Here is a 17,570-nt window from a genome sequence, read left to right on the forward strand (position 1 = left end):
GCGAGGTCGGTGGACTCGTGGGTCCAGCCGCTGTGCTGCCAGAGTCGGTCGGACGCCAGGTCGAGGGCCTGCCCGGTCCGGTCGCATGGCGGCCCGGGCGCCGTGCGGTCCAGTGCGCAGCGAGCCCGTCCGGGTCGGTCATACTGGGCCTGACCAGGGCGTTCAGGCCGGTGTGGGGGGCCTCGGTGGGTCCGGCTGCTGGGTGTGGGTGGGTGGGTGAGCGGTCCTCGGGGAGGGGAGACGGCGGTGGCGGACAAAGGCGTTCCGGGACCCGGGGGCTCGTTGGTCGGACGGGACGACGATCTGCGGCGGCTCGGCGATCGGCTGCGGCTGGGCGAGGGCGGCGGGGCGCTGCTGCTGTCCGGGGAGGCCGGGGTCGGCAAGAGCGCCGTGCTGGACGCGCTGGCGGCCACCGCGCTCGCGGACGGCGCCCGGGTGCTCCGGGCCTCCGGCGTGGAGTTCGAGGCCCACTGCGGCTACTCGGGCCTCAACCAGGCCTTCTTCCCGTTCCTGGGCGCGCTGGAGCAGCTTGACGACGGGTTGCGGGACGCCCTGCGGGTGGCGCTCGGCTTCGCGCCCGGGCCGGCGCCGGAACACCTGCTGGTGGCCAACGCCGTGGTGCGGCTGCTCCAGACGATCGCCGACGGCGGACCGCTGCTGTTCGTCGTCGACGACCTGCACTGGGTCGACCGGGCTAGCGCCGCGGTGCTCGGCTCGGTCGCCCGGCGGGTGCCCGGCCTGGGCATCAGCCTGGTCGCGGCGGCGCGCCCCGGCGAGCCGGGGGCGGACGACGGCCGCACTCTGCCGCCGTACGACCTGCCCCCGTTGGACCAGGAGTCGGCCGGCCGCCTGCTCCGGAGCCGGTTCCCCGGGCTCTCCCGGGCCGCGCACCAGCGGCTGCTGACCGAGGCGGGCGGCAACCCGCTGGCCCTCCTGGAACTGCCCACCCACCTGCGGTCCGGCACCGCGGAGTCTCCTGCGGTGCCGTCCCTGAGCACCCGGCTGGAGGCGCTGTTCGGCTCCCGGGTCACCGGCCTGCCCGCCGCCCGCCACCCCGGGGGCGGCCCCGGCCTGGACGACCTCGCGCCGGTGGAGCGCGAGCGCCTGGTCCGGATCGAGGAGGGGGAGCAGAGGCTGGCCTTCCGTCACCCACTCATCCGCTCCGCCGTGGTGGGGCGGGCCCCTAGCCACGAACGGCGGGCCGCCCACGCGGCGCTGGCCGCCGCCCTGGCCGACCGGCCCGAGCGCCACGCCTGGCACCTGGGTGAGGCCGCCCTGGAACCGGACGAGGAGGTCGCGGCGGTGCTGGAGCACGCCGCCGGCCTCGCCCTGCGCCGGGGTGACGCCGCCGGGGCGATGCGCACCCTGGTCCGCGCGGCCGAGCTCACCCCGGAGGGCCCGGACCGGGGCCGCCGCCTCGGGGAGGCCGACTACCTGGGGGCGGAGTCCACCGGAGCCCTCGGCAGCGCCCGCCGCCTGCTGGACGACGCCCGGCAGGCCGCCCCGGCCGGCGAGGACTCCCTGCACTCCGCCACGGCCTCGGCCCTGCTGCTGCTCAACGGCGACGGCGACGTGGTCGCCGCCCACCGGCTGCTGACCTCCGCCGTCGAGACCTCGGCCGACACCCACCGGTACCGGGCCGACGACAAGGCGCTCGTCGACGCGCTGCACGTCCTCGCCGTGATCTGCTTCTTCGGCGCCCACGAGGACCTCTGGCGCTCCTACCACCGGGCCCTGGAACACCTCACCCCCGAGCCCCCGGCCATCCTCACCGTCCTGGGGCGGACGTTCTCCGACCCCGCCCGCACCGGCGCGGACGCGCACCCCGGCAACTGGACGCCCTCACGGCCTCGCTGACCGACGGGAGCGCTACATCTCCGCCGTCATCCAGCTCTGCCTGGACGACTACCTCACCGGCGCCTGGGACGAGGCGCTCGACCTCGCCGGGGAGGGCCTGCGGACCTGCGAGGACCACGGGTACAGCGCCTTCGCCTGGTACTTCCGGTACATCGAGGCCATCGTCCTGGGCGCCCGGGGCCACACCGACGAGAGCCTCGCGACGGCCGGTGCGGTCATCGGCTGGGCCGACCGCCACGGTGCGCCCTGCGCCGGGCACTACGCGCACCACGCCGCGGCCGTCGCGGCCCTGGGCAGCGCGGACTTCGCGCTCGCCTACCAGCACGCCGAGGCGGTCAGCCCGGCCGGGACTCTCCGCTCGCACGTCCCGCACGCGCTCTGGGTGGCCGCGCACCTGGTGGAGGCCGGCGTGCGCAGCGACCGGCGGCAGGAGGCCGCCGCGCACGTCCGCGCTATGCGGGAGACCGGCATCGCCGCCGTCTCCTCCCGGCACGCCATGCTGGTGGAGGCCTCGGCCGCATTGTGCGCCGAGGACGACGAGGAGGCGCTGCGCCTCTTCGCCCTGGCCCTGGAGACCCCCGGCGGCGAGCGCTGGCGCTTCGACCACGCCCGGGTGCAGCTCGCCCACGGCGAACGGCTGCGCCGGGCCCGCGCGACGACCGAGTCCAGGACGCGGCTGCGCGCCGCGCTGGCGACCTTCGAGGAACTGGGCGCCCGCCCCTGGGCAGACCGCGCGAAGACGGAACTGCGGGCGGCCGGCTTCGCCGTGGCCGAACCCGACCGGTCGGGTCAGCACGGCCTGAGCGCGCAGAAGTTGGAGATCGCCCGGCTCGCCGCCTCCGGTCTCACCAACAAGCAGATCGCCGAGCGCCTGTTCATCTCGCACCGGACCGTCGGCGCGCACTTGTACCAGGCCTACGCGGCGCTGGGGATCACCCGCCGCACCGAACTCGGCGCCGCCCTCGGCGCGTTGGCCGAGGGCGGCTGATCGAGGGCGGCTGATCGAGGGCGGCTGATCGAGGGCCGCTGATCGAGGGCCGCCGGTCGCCGTCGGCCGGTCGCCCTCGACCGGGGGCGGGGATGACCGGAGCCCGGCCCCGCCGGATCAGGCCGAGGGCCCGGCGGCCGGGGCGAGGGTGGTGTCGAGCCAGTCGAAGGTGACCTGCTGGAACCGTGCCATGGCGCCCATGTGGCAGTGCTCGCCCGCGCCCTCGGCCTCGGGGAGGGTGACCAGGGTGTGGGGGCAGGTCAGCGCGGCGGCGACGCTCTGGGGCTGGCCGCGGAAGAACTGGTCGTCCTCGGCGTCCAGGACGAGGGTGGGGCAGTCGATGAGCTGGGCGACGCCGTCGAGGGTGTAGTCGGCGGTCTTGCGGAGGTAGTCCGCGACGGAGTCGGCGCCGAAGGTCCACACGCCGTTGCGCAGGGCCCAGCGGAGCTTGGTGCCGGCCTGCATGAGCAGGGCCAGGACGGGCTCGGCCAGGTCGTCGCGCCCGGTCTCGACCCACTCGCTCAGGAACGGCGGCATCAGCCGGGCGTGGGCCTCGTGGTAGTCGTAGAGGCCGTCGTCCAGGACCAGGGCGGCCAGCCGGTGTTCGTGGGCGGCGGCGTGGGCGGCGAGGTAGCCGCCGAGGCTGTAGCCGAACAGCGCGATCCGGTCGGGGGCGATCTCGGGGCGGGTGAGCGCGTAGTCGACCACCGGGGTGACCACGGCCTCCCAGTCCGGGCGGAAGACCAGCCCCTGTTCGCGCAGGACGGAGCCCTGGCCGGGTCCGTCGTACGCCAGCACGTTGTAGCCGCGGCGCAGCGCGGCCGCGCCGATGACGAAGTAGGCCTCTTCCAGGGTGGAGTCGAAGCCGCTGGTGAAGACGACGGTCGGGCGGGGTAGGCCGGAGTCGTCGACGAGGAAGAGGTACCCGGGCAGGGTGGTGTCCTGGTAGGGGATGCGGACGGCCTCGACCGGGGTGTCCAGGAGCCCCGCGGCGGTCGCGAAGGTCTCGCGGGAGAGCGCGGAGAGGGTCTTGACCTCGGGGTCGTGGGCGGGGTCGTCGCGGCGGTAGAACTCGGCGGTGCGGTAGTAGTTCGAGGCGCGCAGCAGGGCCTCGCGGGCGCTGACCCGGTGGCCGGCGGCGAGGGCGCTGGTACCGACGGTGTGGACGCGCTGCGCGGTGTCCTTCCATTCGCGCAGCCAGGCCTCCTCGTCGCCCTCGCCGACCTTGCGGAGGGTGGTCAGGACCTCGCCCAGGTCGGCGCCGCCGTCGTTGGCGAAGCCGACCGCGCGCAGCGCCTCGAAGGAGAAGGACTCGTCCTCGTACAGGAATCGCATGGTGCACCCCGGGTGGTTGAGACGGAACCATTAGTCGAGACGGAACGGGTCCGTCTCGTCTTCGGGATCGACGATAGACCCCGTCCAGTCGAGACGCAACCGTTCCGCCTCGTGTAGGTTCGGCGGCATGCCCAGCTCTTCCGCAGCGCCCCAGCCGCCGACCCCCGCCTCCGCGCCCGGCCGGTCTGCCGCCCGCAGGCTGCCCGGCGGGCCGGTCCTCCAGGACTCGGTCACCGAGGCGATCGCCGCCGCCTTCTTCGAGGAACTCGCGGCGGTCGGCTACGCCCGGCTGTCCCTGGAGGCGGTCGCCAAACGGGCCGGCGCGGGCAAGGCCGCCATCTACCGCCGCTGGGCGTCCAAGCTGGAGATGACCGTCGACCTGGTCTCCGCCGTCGCCGTCGACGCCTCCGGTACCACCGACACCGGAACCCTGCGCGGTGACGTCCTGGCCTTCCTCGCCGACGTCGCCGGTGCGCTGACCCAGCCGCTGCCCGCCCGGATCATCCCCGACCTGATCGCCGAAGGCGGGCGCACGCCCGAACTGGCCGAGGCGCTGTTCGCCGCCGTCCGCGACACCCGCCGAGGCAAGGCCACCGAACTCCTGGAGCGGGCGGTCGGCCGCGGCGAACTCCCTGCCGACGTCGACCGCGAGCTCGCCCTCGACCTGCTCGCCGGCCCGCTCTACTGGCGTCTCGCGGTCGTCCACACCCCGACCGCCCCCGACTACCTGGACCGCCTCACCGACAAGTTGCTCGCCGCCTTCCGGGCCTGACGCGCGCGGCGGGCTCGATCCGCCGGGCCGGCCCTAACGCCCGCCGGCCGCCGCAGCCCCGGTCACCGGCTCGGGCAGCTGCTCCGGGACCGGCGGCGGCAGCACCCGGTCGCGCAGGCGCGGCGCGCAGGCGAGGGCGACCGCCAGGACGCCGAGGGCCAGGACGAGGACGGTCCGCAGGCCGTGGGCGTCGGCCAGTCCGCCGAGCGCGGGCGCGGCGAGGTCGCCGACGGACATGGCGAGTCCGAGGGTCAGTCCGCTGGCGGTGCCGGGCCGGCCGGGCAGGTAGTCCTGGGCGAGCGTCACCTGCGGGGCGAACGGCAGGTTGTCTGAGGAATCTCACCCTAGGGGTGGCCGTGAGCGGAAAGCAAGGTAAGCCTTACCTGGCTGTCGTCAGGTGGAGGTCGAGGCGAGCGTGCCCCGGTCGGCCACGCGGAAAACCCTTTGGCGGCCCCGGACGACTGGTGCTACCTTTCCGGAGGCCGTGCGAGAGAACAAGGAGGTGGTACCCGTGAACGCAGTAACGACATGGGTGCTCCCCTCCGGGGTCACGGTCGGGCGGTAGGTCGTCCGGGAGCGCCGTTCCAGTGCACTCCCGAAAGGCACGACCATGCAGTTCACTTCCGAGCAGCGCCATGACGACGGCGTCCTCGAACGCGAATTCACCCTCGGCGAGACCCCCGGCACCCTGTGGACGACCGGATCCGCACCCGCCCCGCTGATCCTCATGGCCCACAACAACGGCCTGCCCCGGCGCGAGCCACGGCTGGTCGCCCGGGCCCGGCACATCGCCGCGCAGGGCTACGCCGTGGCCACCATCGATGCCGCCGGGTGCGGCGACCGGCCCCGTTCCGCCGCGGCCGACCAGGCCCGCGCCGACCTCCGCAAGGCGATGCAGGCCGGCGAACCGGTCGACGAGATCTTCGAATCCCTCGTCGCCCCACTGGTCGAAGGCGCCGTCCCGGAATGGCGCACCACCCTGGACGCCCTGCTCGAACTGCCCGAACTCGCCGGCCCGGTCGGCTACTCGGGCTGGACCGCCCTCGGCATCCGGCTGGCGGTAGCCGATCCGCGCATCGCGGCCGCCGGCCTCTTCGCCGGGGGATACGTGCCCCGCGCCCAGCGCGAGGAGGCGCGGCAGGTCACCATCCCGCTGCTGTTCCTGCTCCAGTGGGACGACGAGGGGAACCCCCGGCAGCGGGCCCTGGACCTCTTCGACGCCTTCGGCAGCAAGGAGAAGACGATGCACGCCAACCTGGGCGGGCACGTCGGCACCCCGTGGTTCGAGCTGGAGGACAGCGGCCGGTTCTACGACCGGCACCTGAAGTGACGCCGGGCCGCCGCACCGGCGGCCGACGGTAACCGGTGACGTCCGCCACCGCCCGGCACGGCGGGCGGTGGCGGACGTGTGATCAGGCCGTCGGCCCGGTCAAGCCGTGGACGCGGTCGGGCCCTCAGCCGGGTTTGGCCCTCAGCCGGGTTTGGCCGTCAGCCGGGCCGGGCCGTCAGCCCGGTCAGACCAGCGCGGCCTCGACCAGGTCAGCGGCCCTGGACGCACCGGCGTCCGCCCGGACCTTCGTGCGGAGCTCGGCCAGCCGGGCCGCCACCGCCGGGTCGGAGGTCAGCTCCAGTACGGCGGAGCGCAACGCGGTGGCGCTGGCCTGGTCGGTGTCCAAGCGGCGGGCGACGCCGAGTTCGACCAGCCGGTCCGCGTTCTCGAACTGGTCGGCGGCCTGCGGCACCGCGACCATCGGCAGCCCGCAGTACAGGCCCTCGCTGCACCCGCCCATCCCGGCGTGGGTGATGAACGCGTCGGCCTGCTGCAGCACCGCGAGCTGCGGCACCCACGGGTGCACTTCGACGTTGGCCGGGATCGGGCCCAGCTCGGCCTGGTCGGTCGCCTTGCCGACCTGGAGCACGACGTGCCAGCCGGGCAGGTCGCCGAAGGCCTCCAGGCAGGCGCGGTAGAAGGCGGGCTGGTGGGTGAACGCGGAGCCGAGCGAGACCAGCAGCACCTTCTCCGCGCCCTGCGGCCGGGTCCAACTCCCCTGGTGCTCCCGGTTGTCCAGGCAGGGCCCGGCGAAGGAGAAGACCTCGGGGTCGACCTCCTCGATCCCGGACTGGAGCGCCCGCGGGATCAGCGAGATCCCGCGGTCCGGCCGCATCATGTAGGTGAAGATGTCGCGGGGCGCCACCCCGTTGTCGGCCAGCCACCGCGTGAAGCGCTCCGTGACACCGTCCGCCTCCAGGGCCTTCATGATCGTCCGGAACGGCTCCGCGTCGAAGTCCCCCCGGGCGACCCTGGACGGCGAGACCAGCAGGGACGGCACGCCCCAGTCGTCGGCCAGCACCCGCCCCGCGTACGCCATGAAGTCGTACAGCACGAGGTCGGGCCGGTCGTCCTCGAACACCTCCCGCAGTCGCGGCAGCATCGCCTGCGCCTCGTCGAAGATCATGCCGTGCACATTGGTCCCGGGCGCGACCGCCGCCCCCTGGAGGACCGTCAGACCCGTTTCATGCGGCACGAACCGGGCGCCGGTGGCCTCGATCTGCTCGGCGAACGACGGGTCGTTCACGTAACTGACCCGGTGGCCGCGGGCGACCAGCTCGCGGATCACGTCCAGGCTGGGGTTGACGTGGCCGTGGGCCGGGATGTTCACCATGGCGATGTGTGCTGGGTTGGTCATGTCGGTACCTCTCCTCGTACGTCGTCACGCGTGCTGCCATCAGGGTCTGACGTTACGTCAACTTGACAACCGGGTCCGCAGGCGGGGTGGCGGGAAGGCGAGCGCGCGGGCGCTGACCACCAGGAACGGTGGCAGCCCGGCACGTTAAGGGCTGGCGGACCGTCATCTCCGCGGTCGGCGCGGGCTCGGCGACGGCCTCCAGGGCGAAGCCGGCGCCGAGCAGTGCGGTGAGGTAGCCGGAGAGCGTCCGGTGCCGGTTGCCCGCTCGGCGGACGGCCTGCGGGTCGGTGGAGCGCCAGGCACCCTCGGCGAGGTAGTCGCCGACCACCCGGCGGGGGCGCCGTCGGCGAGGTGGGTCCAGGAGGCGTGGGGCGCCTCGAAGCAGGGGTGGGTGAGGCTGAACGCCGGTGTACGCCTCCGGGTCGCAGGACCCGCCGTACGGCCCGGAGCGCGGCGTCGAGATCGGGCACGTGGTTCAGGGAGAGCCCGGCGGTCACCCGGCCGACCGAGTGGACGGCGACGGCGCCGAGCACGCAGCCGTCGTCGACGGCGCAGGCCACTTGTGCCGGGCCCGGAGGCGCCGGCCGCCCTGACGTGCTCGATCAGGCGCCGGGCCATTGACGGTCGGGGCCGGAGGCGACTTGGGTCGACTCCCAACTTCCTTGCTGGGCAGCCTCGGTGGCGATGCCGTCATGGCGCTCGCGCATGAAGCGGGTGTATCCCTCCTGATCCGCCCACAGGCCGAGCAGCAGCGCCCGCCCGCCCGTCCGCGACCAGCCGCCCGCCTGCCCGACCAGCCCCGGCTGGTCCGCGATCGCCGACCAGCGGCGCTGCCCGGCGTCGAACGCCGCCCGTGCGCCGGGCCGAACCCGGCAGTCGATCCACTTCGCCCACATACGGGCCGTCATGCTGCGCCGGGCGGGCCGAGGAGCAATCGGCCGTGGGTCTCGGGCGCGCTCGCACCTCGGACCCAGGGCCGCCTGACGCCGAACGCCGTGCGCCTCACGCGTAACGCGTGCCCACCAGGCGTTCCAGGATGCGCTCCATCCCGCTGGTCCAGTTGGCCTCCAGCGCGACGACCGCCTGCTCGATGTCGCCGTCCAGGAGGCACTGGGCGATCCGTTCGTGCTCCTCGGCGGCGCGCTCCAGGATCTCGTGGTCGCCGACCACCACCCGCTCGTAGCGGTGCAGGGTGAGCTTCAGCGAGTCGATCATCTCGCGCAGCCGGGTGTTGGCGCAGCCGGAGAGCAGCAGGGCGTGCCAGGCGTCGTCGTAGCGCTCGATGGTGCCGTGCGGGGCCTGGGGCGCGGAGAAGGCGTGGGCCTCGGCGAGCAGCCGGGGGGCGATCGCGGACAGGTGGGCGGGGTCGGAGGTGCGCAGGGCGAGCGACTCCAGGGCGATCACGATGGCCGTGAGGTCGAGGAACTCCTGTCTGCCGGTGGGGGCGAAGCGGAAGCCCTTGCCGCGCTCGCTGGTGATGATGCCCTCGCGTTCCAGGCTGATCAGCGCCTCGCGCAGGGGGGTCCGGCTGACGCCCAGTTCGTCGGCGAGCTGGACCTCGTTGATCGACTCGCCGGGGGTGAACCGGCCGCGGCCGAGCTGCTCCAGCAGTTCGTCCTTCACCTGCTCGCGCAGCGGGCGCCGCTCGATCGCCATCGGGCTTCCCTTCCTCGTTCGTCCCGTAGAGTACCGGCCGCCGTCCGACCCCTCGTCAGGCCGGACGCCTCGTCAGGCCGGACGGCGCGGCCGGTCAGGCGGTTCCGGCTCCGTCGACGGGGATGACGGCGCCGCTGATGAAGGCGGCGGCGTCGCTGGCCAGGAAGGCGACGGTGCGGGCGATGTCCCCGGGCCGGCCGATCCGGCCGAGCGGGCGGTCGGCGGCTTCCGCGTAGAACGCCTCGGCGCTCTCGCCGAGTTGGCGAGCCTCCTCGGCGAGCATGCCGGTGTCGGTGTCGCCGGGGCAGACGCAGTTGACCCGGATGTTGTCCGGGCCGTGGTCGATGGCCATCGCCCGGGTCATGTTGACCACGGCGCCCTTGGAGGCGCAGTAGGAGATGGCCCGGCCGCCGCCCTTGATGCCCCAGCCGGAGCCGGTGTTGATGATGCTGCCGCCACCGTTGGCGGCCATCAGAGGGACGACCAGGCCGCTGAGCAGCATGATCGAGCGGACGTTGACGGCCATCACCAAGTCCCAGTCCTCGTCGGTGATCTCGGTGACGGTGGAGCGGCGGATGATGCCCGCGTTGTTGAACAGAACGTCCACGCCGCCGTACCGGGCGACGGCGGTGCGCACGGCCTGCTCGCAGTCGGCGCGCCGGGAGACGTCGCAGTGGACGAAGGTGCCGCCGGTCTCCTTGGCGGCCTGCTCGCCGCGGTCGGCGTCCCGGTCGACGAGGACGACGGTGGCGCCGAGTTCGGCGAGCAGGGCGGCGGTGGCCCGGCCGATGCCGGAGGCGGCGCCGGTGACGAGGGCGCGCTTGCCGTGGAGGTCGATCATGGGAGCTCCTCTGCAGGGGGTCGGGCGGTCAGCGGTTCGGACGGTCGGAGGGCGGCCGGTCGGCGATTCGGAAGGTCAGGAGTGAGGCGGTCAGGGAGTGCGGAGGCCAGGCGGTCAGGGAGTGAGGCGGTAGACGGCGCTGGAGTGCCGGCCGGTGATCACCCGGACGTGCCCGGAGAGGGCATCGTCCAGTCGGGGGTCGCCGGTGTCCAGCAGCAGCGGGTGCCCCGCGAGGGCGGCGAGCTTGGCCTCGGTGGCGAGGACCAGCAGGCGTTCCCGGCCGGTGGCGCGCAGCAGTTCGGGGGTGAGCTGCTGATTGCCGCGGCCCAGCAGGAAGCCCTGGCCGCCGATGGGGGAGAGGGCCGTCCAGGGGGTGGCGGGCAGTTCGCGCAGCTGGTCGGCGCGGGCGTCCCGGAGCAGGACCAGGGGTGGCCGGTCGGGCCGCAGTCGGAGCAGGTCGACGCCGGTGAGGCTGACGCCGGGGGCGCCGAGCGCGGTGGCGACGGCGTGGGTGGTGCTGCCGGGACCGAGCAGCAGCAGCCCGTCGGGCCCGACCCGGTCGGCGACCTCGGCGGCGATCCCGCCGATCGTGGACGGGTCGGGGCCGCCGCTGCCGGTCTTGCGCTGCTGGACGCGGGCGGGCAGGACCGGGACGGTCAGCCGGCCGTACAGCCGGGTGTGGATCCGGCCCGCCCGCAGCGCCGCCTCGTCCCGGTCCACCACCTCGGCGGCTTCCAGCCGGGCGGCGCCGCGCGCCCAGGCGGTCGCCACCTCGGCGGCGGCGCGGGGGTGGACGGCGAAGACGCCGGAGTGCATCTTGACCCCGGCCGGGATGCCGAGCACGGGCACCCGGGGGTCAGGGCCGAGGGCGTCCAGGACGTCCCGGGCGGTGCCGTCGCCGCCGCAGAACAGCAACAGTCCGGCGCCGGCCGCGACCAGGGCGCGCACCGCGGCCCGGGTGTCGGCGGCGGTGGTGGACGTACCGGACGGTCGGTGCACCACCCGCGCGGTACGGCCGGCCGCGGCGGCCGCCGCCGCGCCCATCGAGCCCGCCACGGTGAGCAGTTCGACACCCTGGAGCTGATGGAGCGTCAACTCTGCCCGGTGCAGGGCTTCGGGGCGGGCCCCGAGGGCGAGCGCCCGCCGCTGGACGTCGGCGCCGTCGCTGCCCTTGAGGCCGACCCGGCCGCCGAGTCCGGCGACCGGGTTGACCACCAGCCCGACCAGTGGTGCGGTCACGGCTGCTCGCCGAGGACCTTGCGGCGGTAGGCGCGCCAGCTGACGGCCCAGACCTCCGGGTCGTCCAGCGGCTCGTGCCGGATCCGGTGCACGGTGGAGCGGTGCGGTGCGGTGCGGACGGTCTCCGGCTCCTCGTAGGCCTCGCGGGCGACCTCGGCGAGGATCGCCGCGTACTCGTCCAGGTCGGCGCGGGAGTAGGACTCGGTGGGCTCCAGGGTCATCGGCTCGGGGACGAGGTACGGGTGGTGGCTGGTCCAGTAGTGGGTGCCGAAGTCGGCGGCGCGGTAGCCGAGTTCCTCGCTGTGCACGCCGGTGTCCTGGTTGAGCCGCTGCCAGCTGTAGCGGACCTGCTCGACCCGCGGCCGCCCCTCGGCGTACGGGACGCTGACGCCGCGTATCTGCTTCACCCGGTGCATCAGGTAGTTGTTGTTGAGCACGGCGGTCTCGGCGGCGGTGCGCAGGCCCTCGGCGCCGAGCGACATGATCCAGGCGTAGGCGCGCACCAGGTTGGGGACGACGCCGAGGTAGGGGCGGATCTTGCCGATCGACTCCGGCCGGTCGTCGTCCAGCCGGTACCGCTCGCCGTCGAACTCGACGGTGGGGCCCGGGAGGTGGCCGGCCAGCTCGGCGGTGACCCCGCAGGCGCCGGCCGCCGGGCCGCCGCAGGCGTGCGGGGTGGAGAAGGTCTTGTGCAGGTTGAAGTGGCACAGGTCGAAGCCCGCCTCGCGGGCCCGGGTGATGCCCAGGATGCCGTTGGCGTTGGCCTGGTCGTAGGCGCACAGGCCGCCGGCCTCGTGCACGATCCGGACGAACTCGGCGATCCGCGGGTTGTAGATGCCGGTGTCCTCGGGGTTGGTGATCAGCAGGGCGGCCGTGCGGGGGCCGACGGCGGCGCGCAGCGCCTCGATGTCGGGATAGCCGTCGGCGTCCGGATGGAGCGTGATCACCTTGAACCCGGCGGTCTTGGCGCAGGCGGCGTTGGAGGGGTGGGAGAAGGCGGTGGTGATGACCTCGTCGCGCTGGGCGGCCTCGCCGCGGGCGGCGTGGTGCGCGCGGATCACCGAGACGTTGGTCCAGATCGCGGCGCTGCCGGCCCCGGGCTGCAGGCTGACCCGGTCCATGCCGGAGATCTCCTTGAGCAACTGCTCCAGGCGGTGGGCGAGTTCGAGCACCCCCTGGACGGTGGAGGGGTCTTGGGCGGGGTGCAGGGCGGCGATCCGGTGGTCCCGGGCGAAGGTGTCGTTGACCTTGGGGCTGTACTTCATGGTGCAGGTGCCCTGGCCGACGTCCACGTTGAGGTCGGCGCCAAGGTTCTCCTGGGAAAGCCGCAGGTAGTGCCGGAGCACCTGCTGCTGGCCGAGTTCGGGCAGTGCGGCCGGGGTGGTGCGGCGCAGCGCGGCGGGCAGCCGCTCGGCCGGGTCGCCGACAGCGGCGGTGACACCCGGCTCGGGCAGCGGCGGCAGCACGCCGCGCTCGCCGGGGGCGCCGAGTTCGAAGACCAGCTTCTCGTCCCAGCGGGCTTGGTGGAAGCGGCGCAGGGCGGGCTTGGGGGAGATCCGCGCGCTGGTGGTGTTCTGACGCTCCGTCACTTCATGATCTCCTCAAGCGCGTCGGCGAGCTGGTCGATGTCGGCCTGGGTATGCAGCTCGGTGACGCAGTAGCGGCCCTCGTGCGGTCCGGCCGGGGTGCCGCCGTGCAGGCCGCGGGCGAGCAGGGCGGCGGCGACCTCGGTGGCGCCGGGGCCGCCGGGGTAGCGCACGGTGAAGTCGGCGAAGTGCACAGCCTGCGGGTCGGCGAGGTCCACCCCGGGCACCCGGGCGAGTCGCTGCCGGGCGTAGGCGGTGTTGGCGAGGACGGTCTCGCCGACCTCGCGCATGCCGTGCGGGCCCATCAGGGCGAGGTAGGCCCCGGCGGCGATGCCGTGCAGGGCGGCGGCGGTGCCGACCCACTCCTTGCCCTCCTCGCGCAGCGCGAAGGAGGTGCGCTCGTACGCGACGTCGCCGAAGCCGTACTCGCCGGGCACCTCGGTCGGGGTGAGGCCGAACAGTCGGCTCGGGTACTCGGCGACCAGGCGCGGGTCGTCCGCCGAGCCGATGAAGCCCGCGTTGCCGCCGCCGTAGCTCGGGTGGATGCCGAGCGGCTGGAGGTCGCCGCAGGTGAGGTCGGCGCCGTGCTGGGCGGGCGGGGTGAGCACGCCGAGGCTGATCGGGTTGGCGTGGACCACGGCCAATGCGCCTGCCGCGTGGGCGAGTTCGACGTACTCCGGCAGCTCGGGGTCGATCCGGCCGTTGAAGTCGGTCAGTTGGGCGTAGACGGCGGCCACGTCGCCGTCGGCGAGTGCGGTCCGGACGGCCTCCGGCCGGGCGGGGACGGGCTGCACCGGGTGCGCGCCCCGGACGTAGTCGTGGATCCGGGACACCCGGTCCGGGTCGATCTCGCCGACCAGCAGCAGCCGGCGTCGCCCGGTGGCCCGGCCGGCCATCCGCAGTGCGGTGGCGGCGGCCTGGAAGCCGTCGTAGGTCGGCACGTTGACGACGTCGACGGCCAGCAGTTCGGCCATCAGCGACTGGTACTCCCACAGTGCCTGGAAGCGTCCGTGGTCCTCGTACGGCTCCCCGGCGTAGGCGGTGAGGAACTCGCTGCGGTTGACGATCTCGTCGACCACGGCGGGCACGTGGTGCCGGTAGCAGCCCGCGCCGAGGAAAGAAAGGCCGGGCGGTACGGCGGAGTTGCGGGAGAGCAGTTCCTCCAGGTGGGCCACCAGCCGGGCCTCGGACTCGAAGGGGGCGGGCAGCCGCAGCGGGCGGTCGAGCCGGAGCGCGGCGGGGATGTCGGCGTAGAACTCCTCGACGTCCTTGGCGCCGATCGCCGCCAGCATCGAATCTCGTACGTCCGGGGCCGAGTTGGGGATGTACGGGTGGGTCCGGGGAACGCGTGCGGGCATCCTGTCACCTTCCGCGATTTCGGTCGGAAGCCTTGACGGCACTGTGCATGCTGAGTTCTGTATACAGCATTCGGCATTCACCAGTCGGGAGGCAAGATGTCCGCACCAACCCGGCCCGGAAAACAGCCCCAACTCACCTACGGACGCCGCGGATCCGGCCCGGAACTGGACCGCCGCCGGCTCCTCGGCGCCGGACTCGCGGGCGGCGCACTGCTGCTGACCGGGGTCACCGGCTGCGCCACCGGCGGGGCCGGCGGGCCGAGTGCCAGGCAGCTCGGCGGCAGCCCGGGCGCCACCGTCGGCGGGAAGATCACCGTCTGGTCCTGGGACGTCGCGGCCAAAGCCATGCAGCGCCTCGGCAAGACCTTCGAACAGGCCCACCCGGGCGCCACGGTCGACGTCGTCGACATCGGCTACGACAACGCCTACGACAAGATCACCGTCGGCCTCGGTGCCGGCAGCGGACTGCCCGACATCCTCACCGTCGAGGGCAGCCGGCTCCCCAGCTACCTCGGCAACTTCCCGAACGCCCTGGTCGACCTCAGCAGCCGGGCCGCCGACCTCAAGCCCCGTTTCGCCGACTCCACTTGGCGCGCCGTCACCGATGCCAAGGGCCGGGTCTTCGCGCTGCCCTGGGACAGCGGGCCGTGCGCCCTGTTCTACCGCCGGGACCACTTCCAGCAGGCCGGCATCGACCCCGCCGGCCTCGCCACCTGGGACGACTACCTCACCGCCGGCACGACCCTGAAGAACGCCACCGGCAGGAAGCTGCTCATCCTGGACGCCAAGAAGGACAGCCTGTTCGCCCAACTCCTCCAGCAGCAGGGCCAGTCCTGGTTCACCGACGGCAAGGTGGCCGTCGCCACCCCCGCCGCCGAGCGCGCGCTCACCCTGCTGAAACAGCTCGTCGACCGCGGCCTGGTCGACTTCGAGGACGGCTGGGACGGCCTGGTCTCCGCCACCCACGACGGCAAGGCCGCCACCACCCCCACCGCCGCCTGGTGGGACGGCACCCTCACCGGAGACATGGCCGACCTCTCCGGCAAGTTCGGCGTCGTCCCGCTCCCCGCCTTCACCCCCGGCGGCAGCCGCACCTCCAACAGCGGCGGCTCCGCCCTGTGCGTCACCACCCAGAGCGGGAACCCGGAGACGGCCTGGGCCTTCCTCTCCCACCTGCTCGCCGACAAGGCCAACCAGGCCTCGATGATGCAGCACGAAGGCCTCTTCCCGGCCTACCTCCCCGCCCTGGACGACCCGTACTTCCAGCAGCCCTCGCCCTACTACGGCGGCCAGCCCGCGATGAAGCTGTTCGCCGACCTCGCCCGCACCATCCCCGGCGTCGAGCGCACCTCCGACGACTCCAAGGCCGGCGACATCGTCACCACCGCCGTCAACCAGGTGCTCCACAACGGCGCCGACCCGGGCACCGTGCTGCGCTCCGCCGCCCGACAGATCGCCACCGCGACCGGCCGCCCCACGATCACCTAGGGGTGGGCGCCATGACCAGCAGCGCCCCGGCCACCCTGGGCAAGCCCGCCGCCCGCACCACCCGGGCCCGCGGGCACCGCCGCCCGCGCACCGCCGCCTGGCTGTTCGCGGGCCCCACCGCCGCCCTGTTCACCCTGTTCTTCGCCTACCCCCTGGGTGCCAGCCTCTACCAGAGCCTCACCGCCCGCCGCGACGGCGTGGACGTCTTCGTCGGCCTCGACCAGTACCGCCGGCTGCTGGACGACCCGGCCTTCCTGCACTCCCTGGCCAACACCGGGCTCATCCTCGCCGTCCAGGTGCCGGTGATGATCGGTCTCGCCCTGGTGCTCGCCGTGCTGCTCAACCAGTCCTGGCTGCGCTTCCGTTCGGGCTGGCGGGCGGTCTTCTTCCTGCCCGCGATCACCACCCTGGTCGCCTACGCCGTCGTCTTCCAGGTGCTGCTGCGCACCGACGGCGGCCTCGCCAACCAGGCCCTCCAGGCGCTCGGCCTCGGCCCGGTCGACTGGCTCAACTCGGCCGCCTGGGCAAGGATTTCACTGATCGGCTCGGTCACCTGGCGGTGGACCGGCTACAACGCCGTGATCCTGTTGGCCGGGCTCCAGGCGATCGGCCGTGACCAGTACGAGGCCGCCGCCCTCGACGGTGCCGGCACCGTCCGCACCTACACCGGGGTGGTGCTGCCGCAGTTGCGGCCGGTGGTGCTGTTCTGCGTCATCACCTCCACCATCGGCACCCTCCAACTCTTCGACGAGAACTACGTGCTGACCCGCGGCGGCCCCGGCGACGCCACCCTCACCCCGGTGGTCTACCTGTACAAGGTCGGCTTCCAGCAACTGGACTTCGGCTACGCGGCCGCCATCGCCTGGGCGGTGGTGCTGATCATCGCCGCGGTCTCGCTGCTGCAGTTCCGGCTCTACGGAAGGGAACGCCGCCGATGAGCGGAAGACTCCTGGGCCGCGCCGCTGTGCTCACCCTGCTCGCCCTCGGCGCCGCCGTCAGCCTGCTGCCCTTCGCCTGGATGCTGATCGCCGCCACCCACAGCAGCTCCGAACTCTTCCACTCCCCACCGCCGTTCCTGCCCGGCGGCGAACTGCTGCGCAACCTGGCGCACCTCCAGCAGAGCATCGGCTTCGGCCGGGTGATGCTCAACAGTCTCGGCGTCGCCGTCGTGCACACCCTGCTCAGCTCGCTGCTGTCCGCCATGTGCGGCTACGGGCTGGCCAAGTACCGCTTCCGCGGCCGCGGCCTGCTGCTCGGCCTGGTGCTGGCCACCATGATGATCCCGCTCCAGGTGCTGCTGGTCCCGCTGTTCCAGATGATGGCCAGCCTCGGCTGGATCGACAGCTACCAGGCCGTCATCCTGCCCTTCCTCGCCAACTCCTTCGGCATCCTGCTGATGCGCCAGAGCTTCCTGGACTTCCCCGACGAACTGCTGGAGTCCGCCCGGATCGACGGCGCCGGCGAGCTGCGCACCTTCTACCGGATCGTCCTGCCGTGCGTACGGCCGCAGTTGGGGGCTCTCGTCATCTTCACCTTCATGGGCCAGTGGAACAGCTTCATCTGGCCGCTGCTGATGCTCAACACCCAGGACAGGTACACCGTCCCGGTCGCGCTCAACACGCTGACCGGGCTCACCCACGTCGACTACTCCGGCCTGATGCTGGGCTCCTTCCTGGCCACCCTCCCGCTGATGGTGCTCTTCCTGCTCTTCCAGCGGCAGTTCGTGGCCGGCCTGCTCGGCGGCGCCCTGAAGGGATGATGAC

Annotated in this window: 17 protein-coding genes; 7 read left to right on the plus strand and 10 right to left on the minus strand. The window is 73.5% G+C overall.

Annotation, left to right across the window (positions count from 1 at the left end):
* Window positions 1-282 precede the first annotated feature (282 nt).
* Together ACZ7BZ_RS01620 and ACZ7BZ_RS01625 are read left to right on the plus strand one after the other, a co-directional pair.
* The gene (locus tag ACZ7BZ_RS01620) at window positions 283-1,857 is read left to right on the plus strand and encodes an AAA family ATPase (RefSeq protein ID WP_470356591.1); all 1,575 of its coding nucleotides are present in this window, start codon (window positions 283-285) and stop codon (window positions 1,855-1,857) included.
* A gap of 382 nt (window positions 1,858-2,239) precedes the next feature.
* Entirely contained in the window at window positions 2,240-2,845 is a 606-nt protein-coding gene (locus ACZ7BZ_RS01625; RefSeq protein ID WP_470356592.1) for a helix-turn-helix transcriptional regulator, read from the plus strand.
* Window positions 2,846-2,962: 117 nt separating this feature from the next.
* Here the strand turns inward: ACZ7BZ_RS01625 and ACZ7BZ_RS01630 are convergent, their stop codons facing one another.
* On the minus strand, window positions 2,963-4,180 hold the full coding sequence (locus ACZ7BZ_RS01630; RefSeq protein WP_470356593.1) for an alpha/beta hydrolase: 1,218 nt from the start codon (window positions 4,178-4,180) through the stop codon (window positions 2,963-2,965).
* Window positions 4,181-4,307: 127 nt separating this feature from the next.
* On the opposite strand from ACZ7BZ_RS01630, the gene ACZ7BZ_RS01635 reads away from it, so the two are divergent.
* A complete protein-coding gene (locus ACZ7BZ_RS01635) occupies window positions 4,308-4,952 on the plus strand; it encodes a TetR-like C-terminal domain-containing protein (RefSeq protein ID WP_470356594.1) in 645 nt (214 codons plus the stop codon).
* Between the two features lie 33 nt (window positions 4,953-4,985).
* Here ACZ7BZ_RS01635 and ACZ7BZ_RS01640 read toward each other — a convergent pair whose 3' ends face one another.
* Entirely contained in the window at window positions 4,986-5,258 is a 273-nt protein-coding gene (locus ACZ7BZ_RS01640; RefSeq protein ID WP_470356595.1) for a hypothetical protein, read from the minus strand.
* 304 nt (window positions 5,259-5,562) lie between these two features.
* Between ACZ7BZ_RS01640 and ACZ7BZ_RS01645 the strand changes: the two genes are divergently transcribed.
* The gene (locus ACZ7BZ_RS01645) at window positions 5,563-6,282 is read left to right on the plus strand and encodes a dienelactone hydrolase family protein (RefSeq protein ID WP_470356596.1); all 720 of its coding nucleotides are present in this window, start codon (window positions 5,563-5,565) and stop codon (window positions 6,280-6,282) included.
* 184 nt (window positions 6,283-6,466) lie between these two features.
* Here ACZ7BZ_RS01645 and ACZ7BZ_RS01650 read toward each other — a convergent pair whose 3' ends face one another.
* The 8 genes from ACZ7BZ_RS01650 to gcvPA form a co-directional block, all read right to left on the minus strand.
* On the minus strand, window positions 6,467-7,639 hold the full coding sequence (locus ACZ7BZ_RS01650; RefSeq protein WP_470356597.1) for a macrolide family glycosyltransferase: 1,173 nt from the start codon (window positions 7,637-7,639) through the stop codon (window positions 6,467-6,469).
* Complete coding sequence (locus tag ACZ7BZ_RS01655) at window positions 7,636-8,199, minus strand: class I SAM-dependent methyltransferase (RefSeq protein WP_470356598.1); 564 nt, start codon at window positions 8,197-8,199, stop codon at window positions 7,636-7,638. The genes ACZ7BZ_RS01650 and ACZ7BZ_RS01655 overlap by 4 nt, the downstream gene beginning before the upstream one ends.
* Window positions 8,200-8,241: 42 nt before the next feature.
* The gene (locus tag ACZ7BZ_RS01660; protein ID WP_470356599.1) at window positions 8,242-8,535 is read right to left on the minus strand and encodes a DUF4937 domain-containing protein; all 294 of its coding nucleotides are present in this window, start codon (window positions 8,533-8,535) and stop codon (window positions 8,242-8,244) included.
* 106 nt (window positions 8,536-8,641) lie between these two features.
* Window positions 8,642-9,295, minus strand: a complete 654-nt coding sequence (locus tag ACZ7BZ_RS01665; protein WP_470356600.1) for a GntR family transcriptional regulator — start codon at window positions 9,293-9,295, stop codon at window positions 8,642-8,644.
* 94 nt (window positions 9,296-9,389) lie between these two features.
* Window positions 9,390-10,136 (minus strand): SDR family NAD(P)-dependent oxidoreductase, encoded by a 747-nt coding sequence (locus ACZ7BZ_RS01670; RefSeq protein WP_470356601.1) that lies wholly within the window; start codon window positions 10,134-10,136, stop codon window positions 9,390-9,392.
* A gap of 114 nt (window positions 10,137-10,250) precedes the next feature.
* Window positions 10,251-11,375 carry an ATP-NAD kinase family protein gene (locus ACZ7BZ_RS01675; protein ID WP_470356602.1) on the minus strand — a complete coding sequence of 375 codons (1,125 nt, stop codon included), beginning with the start codon at window positions 11,373-11,375 and terminating at the stop codon, window positions 10,251-10,253.
* A complete protein-coding gene (gcvPB, locus tag ACZ7BZ_RS01680; RefSeq protein ID WP_470356603.1) occupies window positions 11,372-12,964 on the minus strand; it encodes an aminomethyl-transferring glycine dehydrogenase subunit GcvPB in 1,593 nt (530 codons plus the stop codon). Before gcvPB ends, ACZ7BZ_RS01675 begins: the two co-directional genes overlap by 4 nt.
* A complete protein-coding gene (gene gcvPA, locus ACZ7BZ_RS01685; protein ID WP_470356604.1) occupies window positions 12,961-14,319 on the minus strand; it encodes an aminomethyl-transferring glycine dehydrogenase subunit GcvPA in 1,359 nt (452 codons plus the stop codon). Before gcvPA ends, gcvPB begins: the two co-directional genes overlap by 4 nt.
* Before the next feature lie 96 nt (window positions 14,320-14,415).
* On the opposite strand from gcvPA, the gene ACZ7BZ_RS01690 reads away from it, so the two are divergent.
* Genes ACZ7BZ_RS01690 through ACZ7BZ_RS01700 form a run of 3 tightly spaced genes read left to right on the plus strand, consistent with a single transcriptional unit; the run spans window position 14,416 to window position 17,566 of the window.
* Window positions 14,416-15,807 carry an ABC transporter substrate-binding protein gene (locus ACZ7BZ_RS01690; RefSeq protein WP_470356605.1) on the plus strand — a complete coding sequence of 464 codons (1,392 nt, stop codon included), beginning with the start codon at window positions 14,416-14,418 and terminating at the stop codon, window positions 15,805-15,807.
* Between the two features lie 11 nt (window positions 15,808-15,818).
* Window positions 15,819-16,745: a carbohydrate ABC transporter permease gene (locus tag ACZ7BZ_RS01695; protein WP_470356606.1), complete on the plus strand. Its 927-nt coding sequence runs from the start codon at window positions 15,819-15,821 to the stop codon at window positions 16,743-16,745.
* Window positions 16,742-17,566, plus strand: coding sequence for a carbohydrate ABC transporter permease (locus tag ACZ7BZ_RS01700; protein WP_470356607.1), 825 nt, complete (start codon window positions 16,742-16,744; stop codon window positions 17,564-17,566). Before ACZ7BZ_RS01695 ends, ACZ7BZ_RS01700 begins: the two co-directional genes overlap by 4 nt.
* The last annotated feature ends 4 nt before the right edge of the window (window positions 17,567-17,570 follow it).

The organism is Kitasatospora sp. NPDC036934 (genome assembly GCF_055608425.1).